At 67.3% G+C, this 19999-nt stretch carries 10 protein-coding genes; 6 read left to right on the forward strand and 4 right to left on the reverse strand.

What is annotated here, in order from left to right; translation table 11 throughout:
* The first annotated feature begins 206 nt into the window (after positions 1–206).
* From GXW74_RS26670 to GXW74_RS26695, 6 genes are all read left to right on the forward strand, one after another.
* On the forward strand, positions 207–3845 hold the full coding sequence (locus tag GXW74_RS26670; RefSeq protein WP_211849832.1) for a DEAD/DEAH box helicase: 3639 nt from the start codon (positions 207–209) through the stop codon (positions 3843–3845).
* A 280-nt stretch (positions 3846–4125) separates the two neighbouring features.
* On the forward strand, positions 4126–5217 hold the full coding sequence (locus GXW74_RS26675) for an HNH endonuclease (protein WP_211849834.1): 1092 nt from the start codon (positions 4126–4128) through the stop codon (positions 5215–5217).
* Positions 5218–5712: 495 nt separating this feature from the next.
* Positions 5713–11874 (forward strand): hypothetical protein, encoded by a 6162-nt coding sequence (locus tag GXW74_RS26680; protein WP_211849836.1) that lies wholly within the window; start codon positions 5713–5715, stop codon positions 11872–11874.
* A gap of 215 nt (positions 11875–12089) precedes the next feature.
* Entirely contained in the window at positions 12090–13169 is a 1080-nt protein-coding gene (gene dinB / locus GXW74_RS26685; RefSeq protein ID WP_211849838.1) for a DNA polymerase IV, read from the forward strand.
* On the forward strand, positions 13169–14419 hold the full coding sequence (locus GXW74_RS26690; protein WP_211849840.1) for a DUF763 domain-containing protein: 1251 nt from the start codon (positions 13169–13171) through the stop codon (positions 14417–14419). Before dinB ends, GXW74_RS26690 begins: the two co-directional genes overlap by 1 nt.
* Positions 14416–14976, forward strand: a complete 561-nt coding sequence (locus tag GXW74_RS26695) for an alpha-ketoglutarate-dependent dioxygenase AlkB (protein WP_211849841.1) — start codon at positions 14416–14418, stop codon at positions 14974–14976. Before GXW74_RS26690 ends, GXW74_RS26695 begins: the two co-directional genes overlap by 4 nt.
* A 13-nt stretch (positions 14977–14989) precedes the next feature.
* On the opposite strand, the gene GXW74_RS26700 is transcribed toward GXW74_RS26695, so the two are convergent.
* From GXW74_RS26700 to GXW74_RS26715, 4 genes are all read right to left on the reverse strand, one after another.
* Positions 14990–17050, reverse strand: coding sequence for an ATP-dependent helicase (locus GXW74_RS26700; protein WP_211849843.1), 2061 nt, complete (start codon positions 17048–17050; stop codon positions 14990–14992).
* A gap of 447 nt (positions 17051–17497) precedes the next feature.
* Complete coding sequence (terL, locus tag GXW74_RS26705) at positions 17498–18955, reverse strand: phage terminase large subunit (protein ID WP_211849845.1); 1458 nt, start codon at positions 18953–18955, stop codon at positions 17498–17500.
* Positions 18948–19412: a DUF5681 domain-containing protein gene (locus GXW74_RS26710; protein ID WP_338148347.1), complete on the reverse strand. Its 465-nt coding sequence runs from the start codon at positions 19410–19412 to the stop codon at positions 18948–18950. Before GXW74_RS26710 ends, terL begins: the two co-directional genes overlap by 8 nt.
* The coding region (locus tag GXW74_RS26715; RefSeq protein ID WP_211849849.1) for a DNA-methyltransferase at positions 19336–19999 on the reverse strand (664 nt) is incomplete at its 5' end. The genes GXW74_RS26710 and GXW74_RS26715, both read right to left, overlap by 77 nt.

The raw sequence follows: 19999 nt of genomic DNA on the forward strand, positions 1-19999 counted from the left end.
TATCTCAGCCCCGTGCAGTTCGAGGAGCAACACGCCCGGCCGCCGGTCAAATCAGCCGCCTGAACCTGTCCGCCTCCAGGGGCCCACTCCAACTCGCTGTGAGCCGCAGTCTCAGAGAAGCTTGAGCGTATCGCGGAAGCGTCATAGTTGAGTGGTAAGTTCAACCCTGCGATGTGGCGATGGGTGATCGCTTCGGAGGTCAACCCATGGCGCGCCCGCCGATCCCCTTTCGCAATCTGACCCAGTTGCTCGCCCCGGCCGCAGGACGCCTGGTGTTCGATCTTCCGGACGCCGCGCAGGCGGCGGTGGACGCCGCCTATCGCGCGAGGCTCGCGGCTTTGGGCCAGTGGAGTTTTTGGACGAAGGGGGCGGCGGACTATCGGCCCGTTCAGGGCTTGCGGGCGCCTCAACGGCGGGCCGTCGCCTTCGTGCAGGCCTATCTCGCCGCCCGCCAAATATCGGCGGCGAATGCCCAGCGTGAGTCCGCCCTGATCAAGATGCCGACCGGAACCGGCAAGACCGGCATCATCGCCGCCATCGCCTGTGCGCAGCCCGGTCCCTTCAAGACCTTGGTCCTGACGCCGCGCAAGGCCCTGGTCCGGCAGATGGCGCGGGACCTGTCCACCAAGTTCTGGCGCAACCTCGGCGCAGCCTATACGGCTGACGGCCTGCAGGAGGGGTTGGGACAGCACGAGCTGGACGAGATCGCCAAACGGCAGAAGGGGCGTGGCAGTCCCATCCGGATCCTCAGCGCCGACCAGTATGCAACCATTTGGGAAGAGCGAGAGCGCGACCAGCAGATCTGGGTCGGGACATTCAACGCCCTGCACCGCCTGTTGCAGATCGAGCCGCCGGCCCACCGCGACCTTTACGGCCGGGAGGTAAAGGCCGCTGCGGCCAGCCTTGCCAACCTGGAGCCTGACGACATCGGAGACCCGACCGAAGAGTTCCGCGCGCTGATCCGCAGCGCGGACCTTGTGATCGTTGACGAGGGCCACCACGAGCCGGCCTATTCGTGGGCCCAAGCAGTGCGGAGCCTCGGCAAGCCGACCGTGGTGTTGTCGGCGACGCCTTACCGCAACGACTACAAATATTTCGAGCTCTCGGGCCGGTTCGTCTTCAACCTGTCGTGGGCGGAGGCGGTCGACCAGGAGCTCATTCGGGAAGTTGTGGTTCAGCCGCCGAGCGCGGCGGGGACGGTTAAGCTCGGCCCCAACGGCCGCTATGGCGCAGCGCAGTTCGTCTATGAACTCGCTCCCGACCTAGCCAACCTGCCACCCGGCAAGAAGGCGATCGTCCATGCTGGCAGCTTGGCGGATTTGAAAGCTATCCAGCGGGCCTTTTTCGAACGGACCGGCGAACGCACTGTCCTTATCCACGACCGAATCAGGGGCAAGGAAAAGGAGGAGCCTGGCGACCTGAAGGGCCTCGCCTTGGCTGAGCTCCAGCCGCTCCGGTTCGCGGAGGTCCATCACGCCACGGGGGATATCCGAGCGCAGGCCGCGCGAGTATGGCTGCACCAGTACAAGCTGCTGGAAGGCATCGACGACCCGTCGTTCATCGAAATCTGGCTCTACGACGGGTTCGGCAGCGCGCGACAGCTGATCCAGCAGATCGGCCGCGCGATCCGCAGGCCTGATGTAACTGACGCGGCGGGCGCTACTGCTATCGTCCGTGGCAGCAGCCAACGCCTGAAGACCATCGACGGCGCCCCGACCGTTGCAGAACTGACTCAGCGCCGGTGGGACGCCTACCTGGAGTTCGAGCGCTATGCGGCTGAGCGTCCGGAAATCGCCTTCACCGCCGAGACTCAGCTCCTGCCACTGCTTAAGCGCTCGTCGCCGGCGGTGCAGTACCTCGCCGGCGAATTTCGCGGCGCGCACTGGCTGGAGCAGATCCCCTCCATGGAGGCCTTTGTGCTGCCCCAGCGCGGCATCTTCACCCGACTGGTCAACGCCGATCCGAACGACGCCGCGCCAATCTCCGACGACTTCATGGACGCGGTGGCGAAGTCCGCGGCTGAGGCGATGCAGTTGGAGGACCGATTTGATATCGCACCGGTCCAGCCCACCGGCCTCGGCGCCCCGTTCAACGATGTGCGGATGGTCCGCTATCTCGTCTGGCGCAACTCCCCTCTGCTAAGGGCGCACCAAATCCCAGAGTGGCGCCTGGGGGTGCTCATCATGGTGCGGGCAGGGGCGTACGTCGTGATGCTGGACACCGAGGGCAATTGCCTGGACCACAACCGCCTGGGCTTGGTGGCACCTGAAGTCACTGAGCTGCGGCGGCTGTTCGCTAAGGCGGCGGCCGATCAACCCAACCGTGTCCGGATCGTCGAGACGACCGCGAGGGGCCTCGACCTCAGCGAGTTGGGCCTTCGGTCTATCAGCGTGCGCCGTCACGCGCTGGACGCGGGCTATTTCGACTTGGCCGAAGCCAGCCAGACGCCGACCTCCGTCGTGGGCTACACCCCGAATGGGCAGGGAGTGGCCCGCCGGCGACTGTCCTTTTCGCAATCAAGCGTGGCGGACGCCGCCAACCAACTGGTCTCCGTGCATGACTATGCAGTTTGGGCGCAGCGCTTGGCCAGAGTGATGACCGACGCGCAGGTCATTCCGCACCACTACTTCAACCGGTTCGCGAAGGAGGTCTCGCCGCTTGACGTCGATGCGGCAGCCCCCCGCTCGATCCTACTGGATGTCCGCGACTTGGTGCCGGAGCCGGGCTCGCCGGGAGATGTCGGCTGGAACCGCAGCGCCCTGAACGCCATGCTGGAGGCCGACACCTGCCTTGAGGTCATGGACGACCACGACAAAGGCGCGAATACCCACCGGTACAGCTTCACCTTCAATGGGCACCAGATCGGCATCACCTATAATTTCCGCAAAACCATACCGGCCTACGGAAAGTACATCCTCAGCTCGGAGACCTTAAACAAGGAACTGACGAAAAAAGATGAGGCGATAGACGAAGTAGAGGGCGGCGATGATGAGGCGGCGGGTGAGAACGAAATCGACACCTTTGGCCAGAAGATCGTGCCGTCGATTACCCGCATGATCAATGGCGAACAGGCCTTCCAGATCATCACTAGCCAGAGCGGGACAATCTATTCCCACGGCCACTTCTACCGCCCGGACCTGGCCGTGGACCTGCTCAGTCTCCTCGAGGGCGATCCGACAATGGTCCCGGTCATAAGCGAAAAGGGCGACACTCGCCTGACCGATGCTAAGGAATGGGGCGTCAAGACCTTGTTTGGCCTCGTCGATACCTGGAAGAACGCCCAAGGCCTAGCGGTAGGAACCATCGGCGCGGATATCGCCGCCTGCGACACCCTGATCTGCGACGACAGCACCTCGGAGACTGCCGACTTCTATGGCATCGACACCAAAGGCAGGCGAGTCTTCGTTGTCCATGCCAAGGCCGACAACGTCGCGAACCCGACAGCCTCTGCCCGAAAGTTGCAGGAGGTGGCGCGCCAAGCCCTGACCAGCCTGGCGCTGACCGGGTCGGCACGACAGTCCTTTCCGAGGCCTGACACTTGGAATCAAGACTGGTCCGTGGAGTTGAAGGCCGCAGGCAACACCATCCTCACGAGACCAAGGCTTTGGAAGGACCTGGGCGGTAATATCGACGCCGCTCACCAGCGGCTTTGCGACGCACTGTCCAACTCGCTTTTCACAACCGAGATCGTGGTTCTCAGTTCAGGTCTGCTGGGCCAGGGTGCCGCGCTGAAAGCCTTCCAAAACCGGTCGCTCTCGGACCTGCAGTTCCTCTACTACTTGGCAACGGTCCGCTCGGTGTTCGATCGGGCTGGTGTGCGCTTCCGCCTGGTCTGCAATCCTTGAACGTTCCGTTTTCGCCTCGGCGGCAATTTCTGCTTAGGGCGCGGAGAGGACGGGCAGAGGGTGGCCGTTTGCTTTCAGGAAATAGTTAAAGAAGTCTGACTTTCGCCGTTTGGCAGCGGGGGAATTTGCCGACTATCGGGCTGGCCAACATGATCGCGGGGCCATCGGCGATGCGCTGCGAGACTGCCGCTGCGGCGTGAAGACGGTTGAGCTGGTGCGGCCCGCGATGAGCGCCCGGAAGAAGGGGAACAGGATCCGTGTACGGGGCTGGGAGGGGCTGATGCCTACGGCAGAAGAATTCCGCACAGCCCTCAGAGAACTCATGCAAGCCGCCCAGGACGTCGGCAAGCCGTGGATCGAAGTCCCGTCGAAGGACCTCCACGAGAGGCTCGGCGGCTACCCGGGATTACGGCACCAGATGCCCGTCTGCTGCGGCGTCATGCGGCAGGAGATGCGGGTCGGGGACGAGATCCGGCGCAGCCCACCTAGCGGCGCTGGCGCCACGCTCCTCGTCCGGTACGCGCTGCCGCGGGATGGTCTAGCGATGCCGGAACCCGAAGACCTCGATCTGGAAGGGTTCCCTGCGGGCGTGCAGCACCAAGCAGCCCGTCAGGCACTGCCGATCATCTCTAGGGCGGCGAGGACCGGCAGCAAGCTGACCTACCAGGGGCTGGCCACCGCGCTGGGCCGCCCGGTTCGGCACGCCCGCGCCATGGCACAGGTCTGCGACCTGCTGGACTGTGCCTCGACCCTGTCCCGGCGGCCGCTGATGGCGCTCTGGACGGTGCGCAGCGCGAACGGTGAGATCAACCCGGATGCCTGGATGAAGGATGCGCTTCCCGAACTGCGGGACCTGCTGATCGCCGAGGCGAAGGCGCACGAGTTCTCAGAGGCCGACGAAGAGGCGATGCGTGGCGCCCTAGACGGTCTCGTCGGGATGGGTAACAGGAAGGCCTGGGCCTATGTCCGAACCATCATCTCGCAGGAGGAGATGGTAGCCAGACTCAAGGGCGAGGAGCCGCCACCGCCGCAGCTGGACAGCATCAACGACCTCGGCACCGACGAGCCGCGCGTGGTCCTCGCGGCGGGCCGCCGCTACGTCCGGGATCCGGCGGTCCGCGAGGCGGTCATCCGACGCGCCAGGGGCCTGTGCGAGTTCTGCAAGGAGCCGGGCTTCCTCAAGGCCGACGGCACCCGCTACCTTGAAGCGCACCATATCATCGCACTGGCGGCCCAAGGCGATGATCGGATGACCAACGTCATCGCGCTCTGCCCAGGACACCACCGAGAGGCCCACTTCGGGAAAGATGCGGCCAGCATGGAGGCGGAGATGGTGAGGATTGTCGAAGAGAAGCAGGCCGCCCGCAGCTAGGGCTGGCTGCATTCAGGACGCCCGGGTTGACCACTTTGACGACTGAGTTGGTCGCGGAGCCGCACGGTGGGATTTGGCCGATAGCGAAGGTCCGCTATTGAAGGCAGTTGGCGCAGAGGCTGCCGTGAAAGTGACCGATCATTATTGGGGCCACCCGCGCAAGCGGTAGTCGGAAACCTTCGGGTCGGTGCTGAACCACACCGGCGAAAACCATGGCGTCAAATCGCCAGGGCTGATCGGGTCATGGTCGTACTCGCGTCAGATTCCGATCCGACACAGGAACAGATCGTCCCCGATGTGGGCGTTAATCGGATGGTGGATCCACGCGAGCGCGCGAATAGGCTAATCCTGTCATGGGGCAGCTGCCGATGGAGGTATCCCCTGCGACACGGGTTTGGGCGCGCGCACGAACACCGAGCCGCATGTTCCGCATACATTCCCAAGGCGGCATAATTCGACCTGATGCCCTCGACTCGCGTAAACCGGCACCTCCCCGTGCCCTACCATGAGATGTCCGCCGACGGGTTCGAGGCAATGACGGTCTCGCTCATGGACAAGGAGCCGGGGGGCGTCAGCGCTACCCTCTATCGCACACAGCGCCAGCTTCAATACGGCATCGATGTCCTCGCACGTCGGCCGGACGGATCCATCGAGGTCGCGTCGTGCAAGTGCTACGCGGCCGTGGACAAGGGCGAGTTGCAGGAGTGGTCGGACGACTTCCTGAAGCACTGGGACGGGCACTGGAAGGACCAGAAGGTTCGCCGCTTCATCCTCGTCGTGGCGGCGAACGTCCACTCGGCGCAACGTGACGCGGAGGTACGGGAGGAACGAGAGCGGTTCCTGGCGATCGGGGTGGAATACGAGGTCTGGGCCCCGCACCAGATCCAGGAGAAGCTCAGACCCCATCCCGGGATCGTCGTCCAGCACCTCGGCCCGGAGCACCTTGAGCGGGTCTGTGGCGTCGTCTCCGCGCCGTTCAACATGATCTCCGGGGCGGGCGCGGTCCCGACCGGCCCGTCGGCGGCCGCCCTCGACGACCTGCGGGGGCTGATCTCGAAGGGGGTCGGGCACCGGCTCGATCACCTGCTCGGCCGGTTACGGACCGGGGAGGTCTCCGCGACGGCCGCTGCCCTCCAGGAAATCCGCGGCGGGACGGAGTGGGATGCCCTGGAGGCGGGGACGAAGGCTCGCGTGCTGCGGCTCCAGGCGTCGATCCTCCTCCACGCTGGTGATGACGCAGCTGCCTCGGCGCTCGCCGATGAGGCAGACGTTCTCGAGCCACAGACAGAGCCCCGGCTCCGGGCGGTGCTGACCTACCGCCGCGCTGGTGCGTCCGCCGCCCTTGAGGTGCTCGGCGATCCCACGTCCCAGGACGGCGCGCACCTCCGCGTCGCGCTACTCCTCGACCAAGGAAAAGTCGCGGCAGCGGGGGCGGTCCTGGACGACCATCCGGCGGTCGAGGCCGACCACGCGGAGACGCTGCGGTTGCGGGCGTTCGTGTCGCTCATGGAGGATAGCAGGGAGGCGGCGCTGCGCTTCGCCGACGCCGCCCACGCGGCAGCGCCGGGGTCGCCCGCGACGATGCGGGTCGCTGCCATCGCCCACTACGCCGCGGCGCTCTCCCCCGCCTTCGGTCCGGACCACACGATCCAGCCCAACCCCGTTCCCCTCGATCTCGTGCGCGAGGACGCGGCTTCGCGGGGACACCTTCTTTGCGCCCGCGAGATCCTCGACGCGATGGGCCGGAAGGAGCTGGACGCCTCAGAGCGCCGAGAGGCCGAGGTGCTCGCCCTCGCCTGCCTCTGCAATTTGCGGGACCGGTCCGCCGACGCCGCCGCACACCTCACAAGAATGCTAGCCGCCGATCCCGCGTGGGCCGCCGCGGCTCATTGGGGACTGGCGCGGGGCCTGCCTCTGGACCGGGACGCCCTTCGAAATGCCCTCCAGGATCGTATCGCGCGCGGGGATGCCGACCCCGATGGGATCCTCCTCCTCACCGTACTCGAGGCGTCCGACGGCAGGTTCGGGGAGGCGATCGGCATCCTGGAGGCCTCGACCGCCTTCCGCACGCCCGAGGCGCTCGCGATCCGGGATGGCTGGCTGGCGAAGTTCCGCCGCGCGCAGCCCGGTGCCGACGAGGTGTCCGACGAGCCCGACGCGACCGATCTCGAGAGGACGGTGGAGGGGGCGAGGAACTCGGGCGACTGGTCGGCGGCCGAGGCCCTGTTGGGGCGACTCGCGGCGCGAACGGGGCGTCCGGACCCGCTACTGTTGCCCCTGGCGCAGGCGCTCGCTGCCTCAGCGCGGTGGTCTGCGATCCTCCGCCATAGGGGTGCCCTGCTGGCCCTGGGGACGCCCGAGCCGATCCGGGTCGTCGTCTATGCGGCCGTGCACGGGGGCGAGCCCGCGACCGCGCTCGACATCCTCCGCCTTCACCGGGAAGTCTTCGCGGGGGGGCGGCTCCCGTCCGACCTCGCTCGCCTCGAGGTGGAGGCCCTCGCGGGGGTGGGCGATCAGGCGGGGGCGATCCGCAATGCGGTGCTGCTGGCGAGCGCCGAGTCCTCGACGGTGGAGGACCACCTCATGGCGGTGGCGGCGCACGTGCGGGCGGGTGATGTCCGAGCCGCGGTGCCCTTCGCCGAGGCGGCCAGACGTTCCGGCAGCCTCGCGCCGTTGCACGCCATCCAACTGGCCCAGGCGATCTCACCAGCGGACCAAGCGGTAGCGTCCTCGCTGCTCCGGCATGCCCTCACCGGCCCCATCGAGCCCGAACTCGCGCCGGGGGCGATCTCGGTCGCATTCCGCCTCGGCCTCGAGCGCCAAGCCGCGCCGCTGCTGGCCGGGTTGATGGCGTTGGGCGACCAGCCGGGATCGGGCGTGTGGAAGTTCGACATCGAAGGTCTGGGAGACTTCCTGCGTCACCAGCACGAGGCGGCCGAACGCCTCTCCCGCATGCACAGGTCTGGCGACGTTCCCGCCCACCTCGCCGCCGACCGGGGCGGAATCAACCTAGCGCGGCTCTACCTGCTCGATGACGGAGGAAGAGCGGGCCGGGGCGACTACCCGATCTTCACGCTTCACGGGATCCGGTCGGCGAGGAACGCCATTTCTCCCGAGGTCGGGGACGGGCCGGTGCACGTGGACGTCACCGCCCTGCTGATCGCCGATCAACTCGGCTTGATGGATCTGCTTGAGCGGATGGCAGGTCGCATCCTCCTTCCGCCCTCGTTGCCCCCCGCCCTTCTCCAGATGGAGGAGAAGTTGCGACCGCACCAACCCGCGCGCCTCGCGGCGATGCGCGAGGTGGTGCATCTCGCCGGGGCGACGACGATCGGGATCTTCAGGCCTGAGACTACTCCGGCGGGGCAGGAGCACGAGGGGCTGCGGGGCGACCGGGGAATGGGGCGATGGTTCCTCGACTTTGATCGCGATCACGCTGATCCACCCGGCCCAGCTCCCCATGCCGGGATGGCGCGCCTGAACCTTCGGGGCATGACAGACGCCCTGCTGGCAGGAGGAGCGATCGGTCCGGACGTTCACCGTACGGCGCTCGAGGGCCTTGGCCGCGCAGGTGGTAGGCCCGCGATCGGCGCGCCCGCCCGGCACGACGAGGTCTTCTTGGCGGATTTCGTGGCCGTCGAGCTCGCGGCGGCGGGAATCCTGGCGAGCGCGGCGCGGACGTTCCGTCTTCTTCTCGACGACGACGCCCTTCAGGCCATGCGTGCGGACATCGCCCGTGCGGAGGAGCGAGAGGCTCACGCCAACAGGGTGGCCACCCTGCGGGCGCGCGTTGCACGGAACCTCGTCGCCGGGACGTTCAGCACTCTTCCAGCGACTGAGCGAGAAGAGGTCGACGAGATCGGCCCCTCGACGCGCTGCCTTCTCGAACTCCTCCGTGCGCCGGGAATAGAGGGCGGCGTCACCTGGATCGATGACCGGCACATCACCGCCCATGGTCTGTGTGGCGCGAACCGCGTGTTCGACACCACAGCGATGCTGGAGGCGCTCACGGGGGCACAGTGGATCACCCCGGCCGAGCGGTGGACGGCGCTCCTCCGTCTCCGGGAGGCGAATGCGCTGTTCGTCCCGATCACGGCCGAGGAGGTCGTGCATCATCTGCGTGCCGCCCCGATCCTGGACGGTGAGGTCGTCGAGACCACCGCCCTCGCCACCTTGCGCCGATACGTGGCGAAGGCGCTTGCGGCGGCGACGGATCTCGATGTCCGACCCGTGCTGGCCGGGACTGGCCCCGGCGAGGTGCCGTTCCTCCTCGCCCTCCGGCGTCTGGCCGAGGACACGCTGCTCGCGATCTGGACGGCTGAGGAGGGCACCGTCGAGGAACGCGAGGTGCGATCGTCCTGGGTGTGGTCGTCGCTCCGGGTGGACCAATTTCCCGATGTCGGCCTGCCCGGCACCGCACCGGGCTGCTGGCGAGCGCTTCTCACCCTCGGCTACGCGGCGCTGCTCGCTAACGGGCTGCACATTCTCCTGCAGGTGAAAGGAGCGGACCGGAAGGGCAGGTTGCGAGCCTACATGACGTGGCTGGGCGGCTCCGCAGTCCCACCGTGGATCACGACCGACGATATATTCGCGAAAGACGTTGGGGGCATTCTGGCCAGAATGCTTACCGGCCTTGGCGATGAGAGCGAAGGCGGCCGCAAGCTGGGTCGGGAAGGACGGAAGACCCTACAGGCGCTGCTCGGGGAAGTCGTCGTGAACGTGCCGGAGCCGTTCCACGACCACCTGCTCGCGCTTCCCGCGCTGTGCCGCGCGGCAGGGATCAGGCAGAGCGAGGCTATCGTGGTGGGGGGCCTCCGGTTTGAGCCATCACCCTTCTGGAAGGCCGCCGAGGCGGCGCTCGCCGGAGGAAGGGCCTCCGTCAAGACCAACGACGGCCGGGGCACGCTTCGCCTGAGGATCCGACGGGGGCGGGCCACCGGCTTGGCGTTGTCGGGGGCTCTGGAGGGAGTTCTCGACGACCCTGCGCTCGGGCTCCTGTCGCGGGATCGCGCCGTCAGGCTCAGGACGGCGCGGACCATCGTGGACGGTCTCGGAATGGTACCCGCCGACGCCGCGGCGGCTGTGGAGCAACTCGTCGCGGCCAAGAAGATGTCGGAGAGGATGGATGCGGCCGTCCGTCTGCGACAGGCGAGCGTTCACGCCTGGCGGAGGGACCTGCAGGAGCGGCTTCGGTCGCGTGCGAACATTCCTTGGAGCGAGTTCGGCCCGCCTGATCCGGGATCGCTCCTCCGCTACGTTGGACTGCTGCCTGGTTCCAGCACGCCTGTTGGCGGCCGGTTCGCGGATGCCGCCAGCAGGCTAGTCGGAGACTTCGGCGCGGCGGAGGCCGTTCGGCGGCTCGCCTCCCTCCCAATCCCCCTGCCTGACGAGGTACTCGCCTCCGTTCGGGCATTGCCGATGCCGGAGCGGGCGGGTCTCCTAACAGATCTCGGCGGCGTGGCGGCAACGCCGGTGCAACGCCTGCACTGCCTGAGGATCCATCGAGACCTGCGGGGCGCCGGTATTGGCGATCGCGACGCCTTCGCCGAGGCGTTGCGCGCGCTGCCCGCGCTGTGGGACGCGCACGCCCGCCTATTTCTCGTCGTACTCAAGCAGTTCGGTGAGGAGCTGCAACCCGATGGTCCGACGTCACGCGGCTTGAGTGCCGACGAGGCGATTGTCGCATCCTGGATCCATGCGGATCACGTGACGCGCGCAATCCTGGCAGCCGGATCGGAGCCGGTGGAATCGGCGCGGCGTTTCTCAGGCCGCCCAGCTCGGCGCGAGGCGGCACGCGCGGTTGTCTTCCGCCGAGGTTACGACGACGCGGCGGCGGCACCCGGGTCCATGACTTCGGAGGGGCTGCTATTCCACGGACTGGGTTACGCGCTCGGGACCGAGCAGCTTCGAGAAGACGCACTGCCAGACGTGCGCCTCGTTGATGGGCTGCGAGACATCCTCTCGGCGGGAGCCGGGCCTCGTCGGATGCCCGTCCCCTGGATATATGCAGACCGAGAAGGCGCGGGCGACGACCTCGGCACGTGGTTCCGTGCACGACCGTCCTGGGTCTTCCCGGAGGAGGTCAGCGTGACGACCGAAGCGGCTCGCATCTCGGTCGGCTCGGCGCTTGGAGACCTCAACATGGCCCAGACCGGACAGGCCCGGCTCTGGTTGGTTCTCAGCATCGTGGCAAGGCCGCACCTAGACGAGGAACGCCGCGCCATAGCTGCGAAGGCTGTCTCCGCCGTGGACTTTGGGGCACTGCTTGAGAACGACTCGGAGATCGGGATGGTCGTCCTGAGGTGCGCGGCGGAAATCGCCCAGGCTTCCGGAGATGATGCCGCGCGATCGTCCTTCGAGGAGAAGCTGGCCTCCTATGCGGAACAGCTGGCCGGGCACCGTGGCGGGCGATTGCTCCCGGCACAAGAGGAGGATGTGGTGCTGAACCTTGTCGAGGCAGCCGCGGCCTGCTCCCGGTCCAACAGCACGGCAGATGGCTTCGGCCGCTTCGGATGTCTGATGGTCGCGTTGGCAACCGCATGGCCAGGGATCGCACCGCATGTCCGCGACGTCGTCGGTTCGCTTGCGACAGAGTCTCACCCCGCAATGTCGGCTCCGATCCAGGATTCTTGGCTGAAGCTCCGCGCCATGAACTGAGAGTATCCGCTCCTGGTCCGCTCGTCGCTGAATCGGAGAAGCCAAACTGCAGCGACGTCCGATTCTGGAGCGCCGCGCTCCCGCTTTTCATGGCTGCTTCGGGCGCAAAGCTGCCGACAGACCTTTGATGGCGGAGTGGTAGTGGTATCCGAAACGGCGATCCGCGACTGTCCAGTCTGTTCCTTATATGTTCCCAACGCGCTACTCTGCAGAGAATGGAGACGCAGGCGCCCCGCAAGATCATCCACATCGACATGGACGCCTTCTACGCGTCGGTGGAACAGCGCGACGATCCATCGCTGCGCGGCCGCCCCGTCGCGGTCGGCCATGGCGCTGCCCGCGGCGTCGTGGCCGCCGCCAGCGATGAGGCGCGGGCCTTCGGCGTCCGCTCGGCGATGCCCTCCGTCACGGCCTTGCGCAAATGCGCCGAGCTCGTCTTCGTTCCACCGCGCTTCGAGGTGTATCGCGCCGTGTCGCGACAGATCCATGCGATCTTCGCGGCGTACACGCCCCTCATTCAGCCCCTGTCGCTGGACGAGGCCTATCTCGACGTCACGGAGAACATGCGCGGCCTGCCCACCGCCTGGGTCACCGCGAAGGAGATCCGCGCCCGCATTCGCGACGAGACAGGCCTGACCGCCTCCGCCGGCATCTCCTACAACAAGTTCTTGGCGAAGCTTGCATCCGACCAGCGCAAGCCCAACGGCCAGTTCGCCGTCACGCCCGAGATGGGGCCGACGTGGGTGGAGACGCTGCCGGTCGCGCGCTTCCATGGCGTCGGTCCGGTCACGGCGAAACGCATGCAGGCCCTCGGGATCGAGACCGGCGCGGACCTCCGTGCAAAATCGATGGCCTTTCTCCAGAAGCACTTCGGCAGTGCCGCAACCTGGTACCACGCCATCGCCCGCGGCGAGGACGACCGTCCCGTCGATCCCGACCGAACCCGGAAATCCTCCGGCTCGGAGACCACCTTCGATCGCGATCTCGTGGATGCCGCCGGGATCGAGGCCGGGGTGCTTCGAATGGCCGACGATGTGTGGGCCTGGTGCGCGAAGACCCAGGCTTTCGGCCGGACCGTCACGGTGAAAGTCAAGTTCGCGGATTTCCGACAGGTCACGCGGAGCCGGACCCTGGCCGCCGCCATCACCGGGCAGGCGCCGTTGCGGCAGGCCAGCCTCGACCTGGTGCGGTCGGTCTTTCCGCCCCGGACGGGCGTCAGGCTGGTTGGCGTGACCGTGTCGAACTTCATGGCCGACGCCGCCGGCGACCTCCCCCTGTTCTCCGAGGCCGGTTGATGGCGCAGCGCGCCGGCAGCGCCGACATGCCGCTGCATGGCGGCCGCGTGCCGGCGTGGCTGGGCCAGCGCATGACCCGCCTAGGCGCCGTGATCGTCGAGGCCATCATCCTCGAATACGGGCGCGACGAGCTGCTGCGGCGCCTGGCGCATCCCTTCTGGTTCCAGTCCTTCGGCTGCGTGATGGGAATGGACTGGCATTCCTCGGGCATCACCACCAGCGTGATCGGCGCGCTGAAGCGCGGGCTGACGCCGCTGTCGAAGGAACTCGGGCTGCATGTCTGCGGCGGCCGCGGCCGCCACAGCCGTGCGACGCCCGCCGAGCTAATCGCGGTGGCCGAGCGCGTGGGGCTGGATGGCGAGGCGCTGGTCAAGGCGAGCCGCCTCGTTGCCAAGGTGGATAGCGCGGCGGTGCAGGATGGCTTCGATCTCTACCTGCATGCCTTCATCGTCGCGGATGACGGGCGCTGGGTCGTCGTGCAGCAGGGCATGAGCGATGCGCGCGGGCAGGCCCGCCGCTACCATTGGCTTTCCGAAGGCATGGCGAGCTTCGTCGATGCGCCGCATGCGGCGATCGAGGGGCAAGGCCAGGGCCGCATCGTTAACCTCACCGACCGTCGCGCGGCGGGCTCGCGCGACGCGCAGCTTGGTCTGCTCGACGGCATCGGCCCGGACGGCATCCTGCGCGAGTTGCAACGCATCGATGGCCAGACGGGGCCGGCGGCACGGCAGTCGCTGCTGCCGCATCTCGTTATGCCCACGCATCACGATGTGCGGCCGGAGAATGTGGTCGAGCGCCGACTGCATGGCGCTCTCGCGGCCGCGGCGGATCGCGGGCCGGCGGATTTCGCGGATCTGCTGCTGGTGCCGGGCGTCGGCGCACGCACGGTGCGGGCGCTGGCGATGGTGGCGGAGGTGGTGCACGGCGTCCCCTGCCGCTTCACTGATCCCGCCCGCTTCTCGCTCGCGCATGGTGGCAAGGACCGCCATCCCTTCCCCGTGCCGACGCGGGTCTATGACCACACTATCCAGGTCATGAAGTCGGCCGTCCGCAAGGCGAGGCTCGGCAATACGGAGGAACTCGCCGCGATCGCCCGGCTGGACGAGCAGGCGCGGCGTCTCGAGCGGCAGGCCACCGGACCTTCCGTTGCCGCGCTGATCGACGATGAGCGCGCGCGTTCGCGCGACTATGGCGGCCGCAGCGGCTTCGGCTGGGAACCCGCCGCGGATGACGCGGAAACCGGCGCATGATGGATCTGTTCGGCACGCGCGTGCTACCCGGGCTGTCCACCAGCGGCGACCTCGTGACGGCCGAGGAGGAAGCCAGCCTGATCGCGGCGATCGATGCCACGGAGGAGCTTTCGCCCTTCCGCTTCCAGGGCTGGACTGGCAAGCGGCTGACCGCCTCCTATGGCTGGACCTACGATTTCGACACCGGCCGAATGAAACAGGCCGTGCCCTTGCCGGACTGGCTGCTGCCGTTCCGCGACCGCGCCGCTTGCTTCGCGAGGCTGCCGGCCGAGGCGCTGGTCCAGGCGCTGCTGATCCGCTACGGCCCCGGAACTGGTATCGGCTGGCACAAGGATCGCCCCGCCTTCGACCATGTCATTGGCCTGTCGCTCGGCGCCGCTGCCGTCATGCGCTTACGCCGCCGGCGCGGCACCGGCTTCGAGCGCGCAAAGCTGCCGCTCGAGCCCCGCGGGGCCTATCACCTGGCCGGCGTAGCCCGGCATGAGTGGGAGCACAGCATCGCCGAGATGGACCAGCCGCGTTGGTCGATCACCTTCCGCAGTCTCGCAGAGCCGTAGCCGCCACCCCGCCTCACCGCCACATGCCGCGCATCTGGGCAGCCAGGTCGATCCGCGGTGCGGCAGCCGTTCGGGCCGCAGGCGCGGCGTTCCGGCTCCCCGGCCAGCTCACATAGTCGAAGTGATCGAGGATTTCGCGCGGAATGAAGCGCGTGCGTGATGCATAGACGTGCCGGTCGCCCTTGGCGTGCTGTGCATGCATGTAGAAGCGTTGTGGCAGCACCAGATGCAGGCTGTCCTTCGCCCGTGTCATCGCGACATAGAGCAGTCGGCGTTCTTCCTCGATATCCGCCGACGTGCCGGTGCCAAGATCCGATGGCATGCAGCCATCGACCGCGTTCAGCAGGAAGACCGAGCGCCACTCCTGTCCCTTCGCCGAATGAATGGTCGACAGGATCAGGTAGTCGTTGTCGAGCGACGGAACGCCCGACTCGTCGCTGGTCGCAGCCGGCGGGTCGAGGGTCAGTTCGGTCAGGAACCGCTCGCGCGACGGATAGCCTGCGGCGATACCCTGCAGCTGCAGCAGGTCCGCAAGCCGCGTCGATGCGTCATCATGCTGCCGCTCCAGGATCGGCTCGTACCACTGCCGCAGGATGTCGAGCTCCGCCGGCCATGCCGTCCCGCGCCCACGGAGCGCCGTCAGCAGCGCGACGAAACCCTGCCATTCCCCGCCGATGCGTGGCGGCGTGGGGAAGGCAGCCAGCGCGCCGACCGGGTCGTCGGCCGTGCTCATCGCCGCCAGGGCGCGCCGCGCCGTCGCCGGCCCTGCGCCCGGCACCAGCAGCATGACGCGGAAGCCCGCCACGAGGTCGCGCGGATTCTGCGCGAAGCGCAACAGCGCCAGCACATCCTTCACATGCGCGCTGTCGAGGAACTTCAGCCCGCCGAATTTCACGAACGGGATGCGCCGCCGTGTCAGCTCGACCTCCAGCACCGCGCTGTGGCTCGCCGTGCGGAACAGCACGGCCTGCTGCTTCAGCGTCGCGCCCGCCTCCCTGTTCTCGAGCACTTGCGTCGCGACGAACCGCGCCTGCTCCATGTCGTCGCGGACGGTCACCAGCTCCGGCCGCTGCGTTCCGGCGCGATCCGTCCAGAGGTTCTTGGTGAATCTCTCCTTCGCCAACCCGATCACAGCGTTCGCGGCATCGAGGATCGGCTTCGTCGACCGGTAGTTGCGATCGAGCGTGACGATCTCCGCCGGAGGATCGAAGGCGGCCGGGAAGTCGAGGATGTTGCGCACCGTGGCGGCGCGGAAGCCATAGATCGACTGCGCATCGTCGCCGACCACGGTCAGGCCGCGCCCATCCGGCTTCATCGTCAGCAGGATGCTGGCCTGCAGGCGATTGGTATCCTGGTACTCATCCACCAGCACGTGATCGAAGCGGGCACTGATTCCAGCCGCCAGGCCAGGCTCGGCCTGCATCCGTGCCCAGTACAGCAGCAGATCGTCGAAATCGAGCACGCCCTGCGCCTGCTTGGCATCCACATAGGCGGCGTACAGCGTGCGGAGTTCACTCTCCCATGATGCGCACCAGGGGAAGGCCTCCTGCAACACATCGGCCAGGGCAGCACTGCCGTTGACGACGCGGGAATAGATCTCGAGGCATGTTGCCTTGGTCGGAAAGCGACGCTCCAGCCGTGAATAGCCAAGGTCGTCACGAACCAGGTTCATCAGGTCGGCGGAATCCTCGCGATCATGGATCGAGAAATCCGGCGGCAACCCGATCTGCTCGGCATAGTCGTGCAGCAGCCGGACACCGATGGCGTGGAAGGTCCCAGCCCAGGGCAGGCCCGCGGCCAGGATGCCGGCGCGCTCACCCATTGCCTGCCGGCAGATCGCTTCAGCGCGGCGCGTGAGATCGCTCGCCGCCCGGCGGGAAAACGTCATCAGCAGGATGCGGTCCGGGTCGGCCCCATTCACCAGCAGATGGGCCACGCGATGAGCGATGGTGTTGGTCTTGCCGGAACCAGCACCGGCGACGACCAACAAGGGGCCGGGGCTGGCCGTTCCGACCCCGTACTCCACCGCGCGGCGCTGGTCTGGGTTCAACCGTTCAAGGTAGGCAGCGGTCATGAGGTGAATCGGGGCATGGCACCGCCGACCCTCTCAGTTTCTTGTTTTGTTCGCAATCCGGGCGATCGACCCGATACGTCACCTATCCAAGTTCGGTCGAAATTGCGGCGCCGCCGTCGTACTCGGTGGCTGAAGACAGCTTCGGTGGAGGACCGCATGCGTATCGCACGGCGCGCCGTCATCATCGCGTTGGCCGCGCCACTGTGGGCGCCCCGGCGGGGGAAGTCCCAGTCGCTGCCAGCGCCCGCGCCGATGGTCCGGCCCGAGGCCCTGCGCAGGATATCAGACCATGTGCAGGTCAAAGCTTTTCGCCGGCCCGCCGCCGCCCCGCGACGCGTCAACGGGGAGGGCATTTGCGGTGCGGTGTGTGTGCAGGTGCCGCGCCCGATGCCCCACCGTTCGATTTGAGGGCGCGCCAGGGCTGGCAGGGGCCTGGCCAGCACCCCCCTACCGCCGAAGCGGAGCGCCATCTGGGCGCCGCCGTGCGGCGCCCGCAGGACGCTTCGGGTTCGGCCTCACCGGAGGGATGCCGGCGGCGATACTTCGCGACAGCCACCCGAGGGCCTGCGACGTGCTGTCCATCTGGTCGTCATGCGCCCCGTTGGGGAAGGCCAGCAGCTCGCTGACATACTCGGCCAGCCACGGCGCATCGCGCGGCAGCAGCACCTGCCCGGCCTCGAACTTCGGGGCCTGGCCCAGCAACCGCGCCTCCTTGTCGAACTGCACCTGCCACAGGATGGGCCGGACATGGCTGTGCAGGCGCATCTCCTGCAGGATGGCCCGCCCGATGTCGGTCTCCTCGATCAACGTCGCGTGCGCGCCATGGGCATCCGCCGTGGCCTCGATTCGCCGCCGCAGGTCCGGCACCTCGAACCGGCCGCGGACGACATCGAGCAGGTAGATGTCGCTGCCCTTCAGGCCCCAAACGGTGCCGACCGAATAGTCACTGGTCTCGCCCAAGGTGGAGGCGGTGTCCCAGCTCGCCATAACCAGATCGAGCTGCGACGGGGCGATGTCGTAATAACGCAGCCACTCGCGCCGGATCGCGTTGCCGTCCGGCGGGACCGGGTCCTGCTGGTACTGGGCGGCGAAGTTCATGCTGCCCAAGGTGCGCCGGACCTGATCGAGCACGGCGCGGTCCTCACGCTGCGGATCGATGACCTCGCCGGCGCGGCGCCGGTAGACCTCGTGCGGTGCCGGCCCAGTGCGATAGTCCTGGTCGTCGGCCGCGATGGCGGGGATCGCCGAGATCTCCCAGGCCTCCTTCGCCGTGACGTGCCCGACCAGATCGTCCTGGTGCAGGCGCTGCATGACGATGACGATCGCCCCGCGGCCCTTGTCGTTCAGCCGGGTGTAGAGGGTGTTGTCGTAGAACTCCTTCACCTTGCGCCGCTCGACTGCGGACAGCGCCGCCTGCGCCTTGATTGGGTCGTCGATGATGATGAGGTCGGCGCCACGGCCCAGGATCGCTCCGCCGACCGACCCGGCGAAGCGGAAGCCGTGCTGGGTGGTCCGCACCTCGGTCGTCCGCGCGGACGCGACCTGAAAGGCGGGGAACAGAGCACGATACCAAGCGCTCTCTACGATGGTCCTGAACGCGGTCGCGTGCTGCCGGGCAAGCTCCTCGGAGTAGGAGACGGTCATGATCTTCAGGGCCGGGTTCCGGCCCATCGCCCAGGCTGTGTAGGCGACCGTCACGCAGATCGACTTGAGGTGCCGCGGCGGGATGGTGATGGCGAGCCGGGTCAGGTCGCCATCGGCCACGCGCTGCAGCTGGTGTCCGATGTGATGGATATGCCAATTGTCGTGGAACGGTCGCCCCGACTCTAGCGTCTTGAAGCACTTGCCAATGAAGAAGGGCAGATCGCTCCGGAGGGCGGCACGCTGCGCGCGGGCGTCAGTCATGGCGGCCTCCCCCGGACTTCCGGCGGACATAGGCGGCGAGGAGGTCCGCGTCCTCGGCGACATTGTCCTCGACGTTGTCGTTGTCCGGCCTGGGCGGTTCCTTGCCGCCGAGCGTGTTGATCATGTCGAGGAGGTCGCGACGGGCCTTGGCGTCGCCCTTGATCGCACCGGCGACCAGCGCGCGGGCGAGGAGCTCGCCCTTGGTGATCGTGATGCGACGCCCCTGCTCGGTGATCTGCACACGGCTGGAGAGTTCCTTGTGCAGGTCGATCAGCACGTCCGGTCGCCGCCCGCGAGGTCGTCCGGCAGGATTGCCGGACGTCCCCTTTTTGAAGCGGGTCCTCCTAGGCGGTCGGCCATAGCCGACCTCGTAATCTCCCTTATTCATGACGGTCGCCCTCCGCCCCGGTGCTGACGCGCTGCTCGAACTGGGCAAACGTCTCGCCGGTCTCTGCATGCCGGGCCTGATCGCCGGTGAGGGCTTGCCAGCGCCGGATGATGACGTCGACGTAGAGCGGGTCGATCTCCATCAGGTAACCACGCCGGCTGGTCTTGTGCGCGGCGATCAAGGTTGTGCCGCTGCCGCCGAATGCATCGAGGACAATCCCGCCGCGGCGGGAGCAGTCCTTGATCGCGTCCATCACCAGCGCAACGGGCTTCACGGTGGGGTGCATGGCGAGCTCCTCGGCGCGTCCGCGTCGGAAGCTGTTCGCGCCCTGGTAATCCCACACGTTCGTCCGGTACCGCCCCTTCTCGCCGAGGCCGAAGGTGTTGATGTGCGGCGCGGTGCCCTTCTTGAAGACGAAGACCAGCTCGTGCTTCGAGCGGTAGAAGGCGCCCATCCCCCCACTGTCCTTGTTCCAGACGCAGAGGTTCTTGAGCTCGGTGTAGACCGCGCTGCCGGCCTTGAGCAGCTCCGTCATGTGGCGCCAGTCCATGCAGAGGAAGTGGATGGAGATCTCTGCGAAACGCGCCTGATCGTTTGTTGGAGGTGTGGGAGCGGGCTGGAACGGGCGTTGGCGATGGGTTTTGCGCCGCGGCAGT

This window comes from Neoroseomonas eburnea (assembly GCF_018129005.1).
Classification (GTDB): Bacteria; Pseudomonadota; Alphaproteobacteria; order Acetobacterales; family Acetobacteraceae; genus Neoroseomonas; species Neoroseomonas eburnea.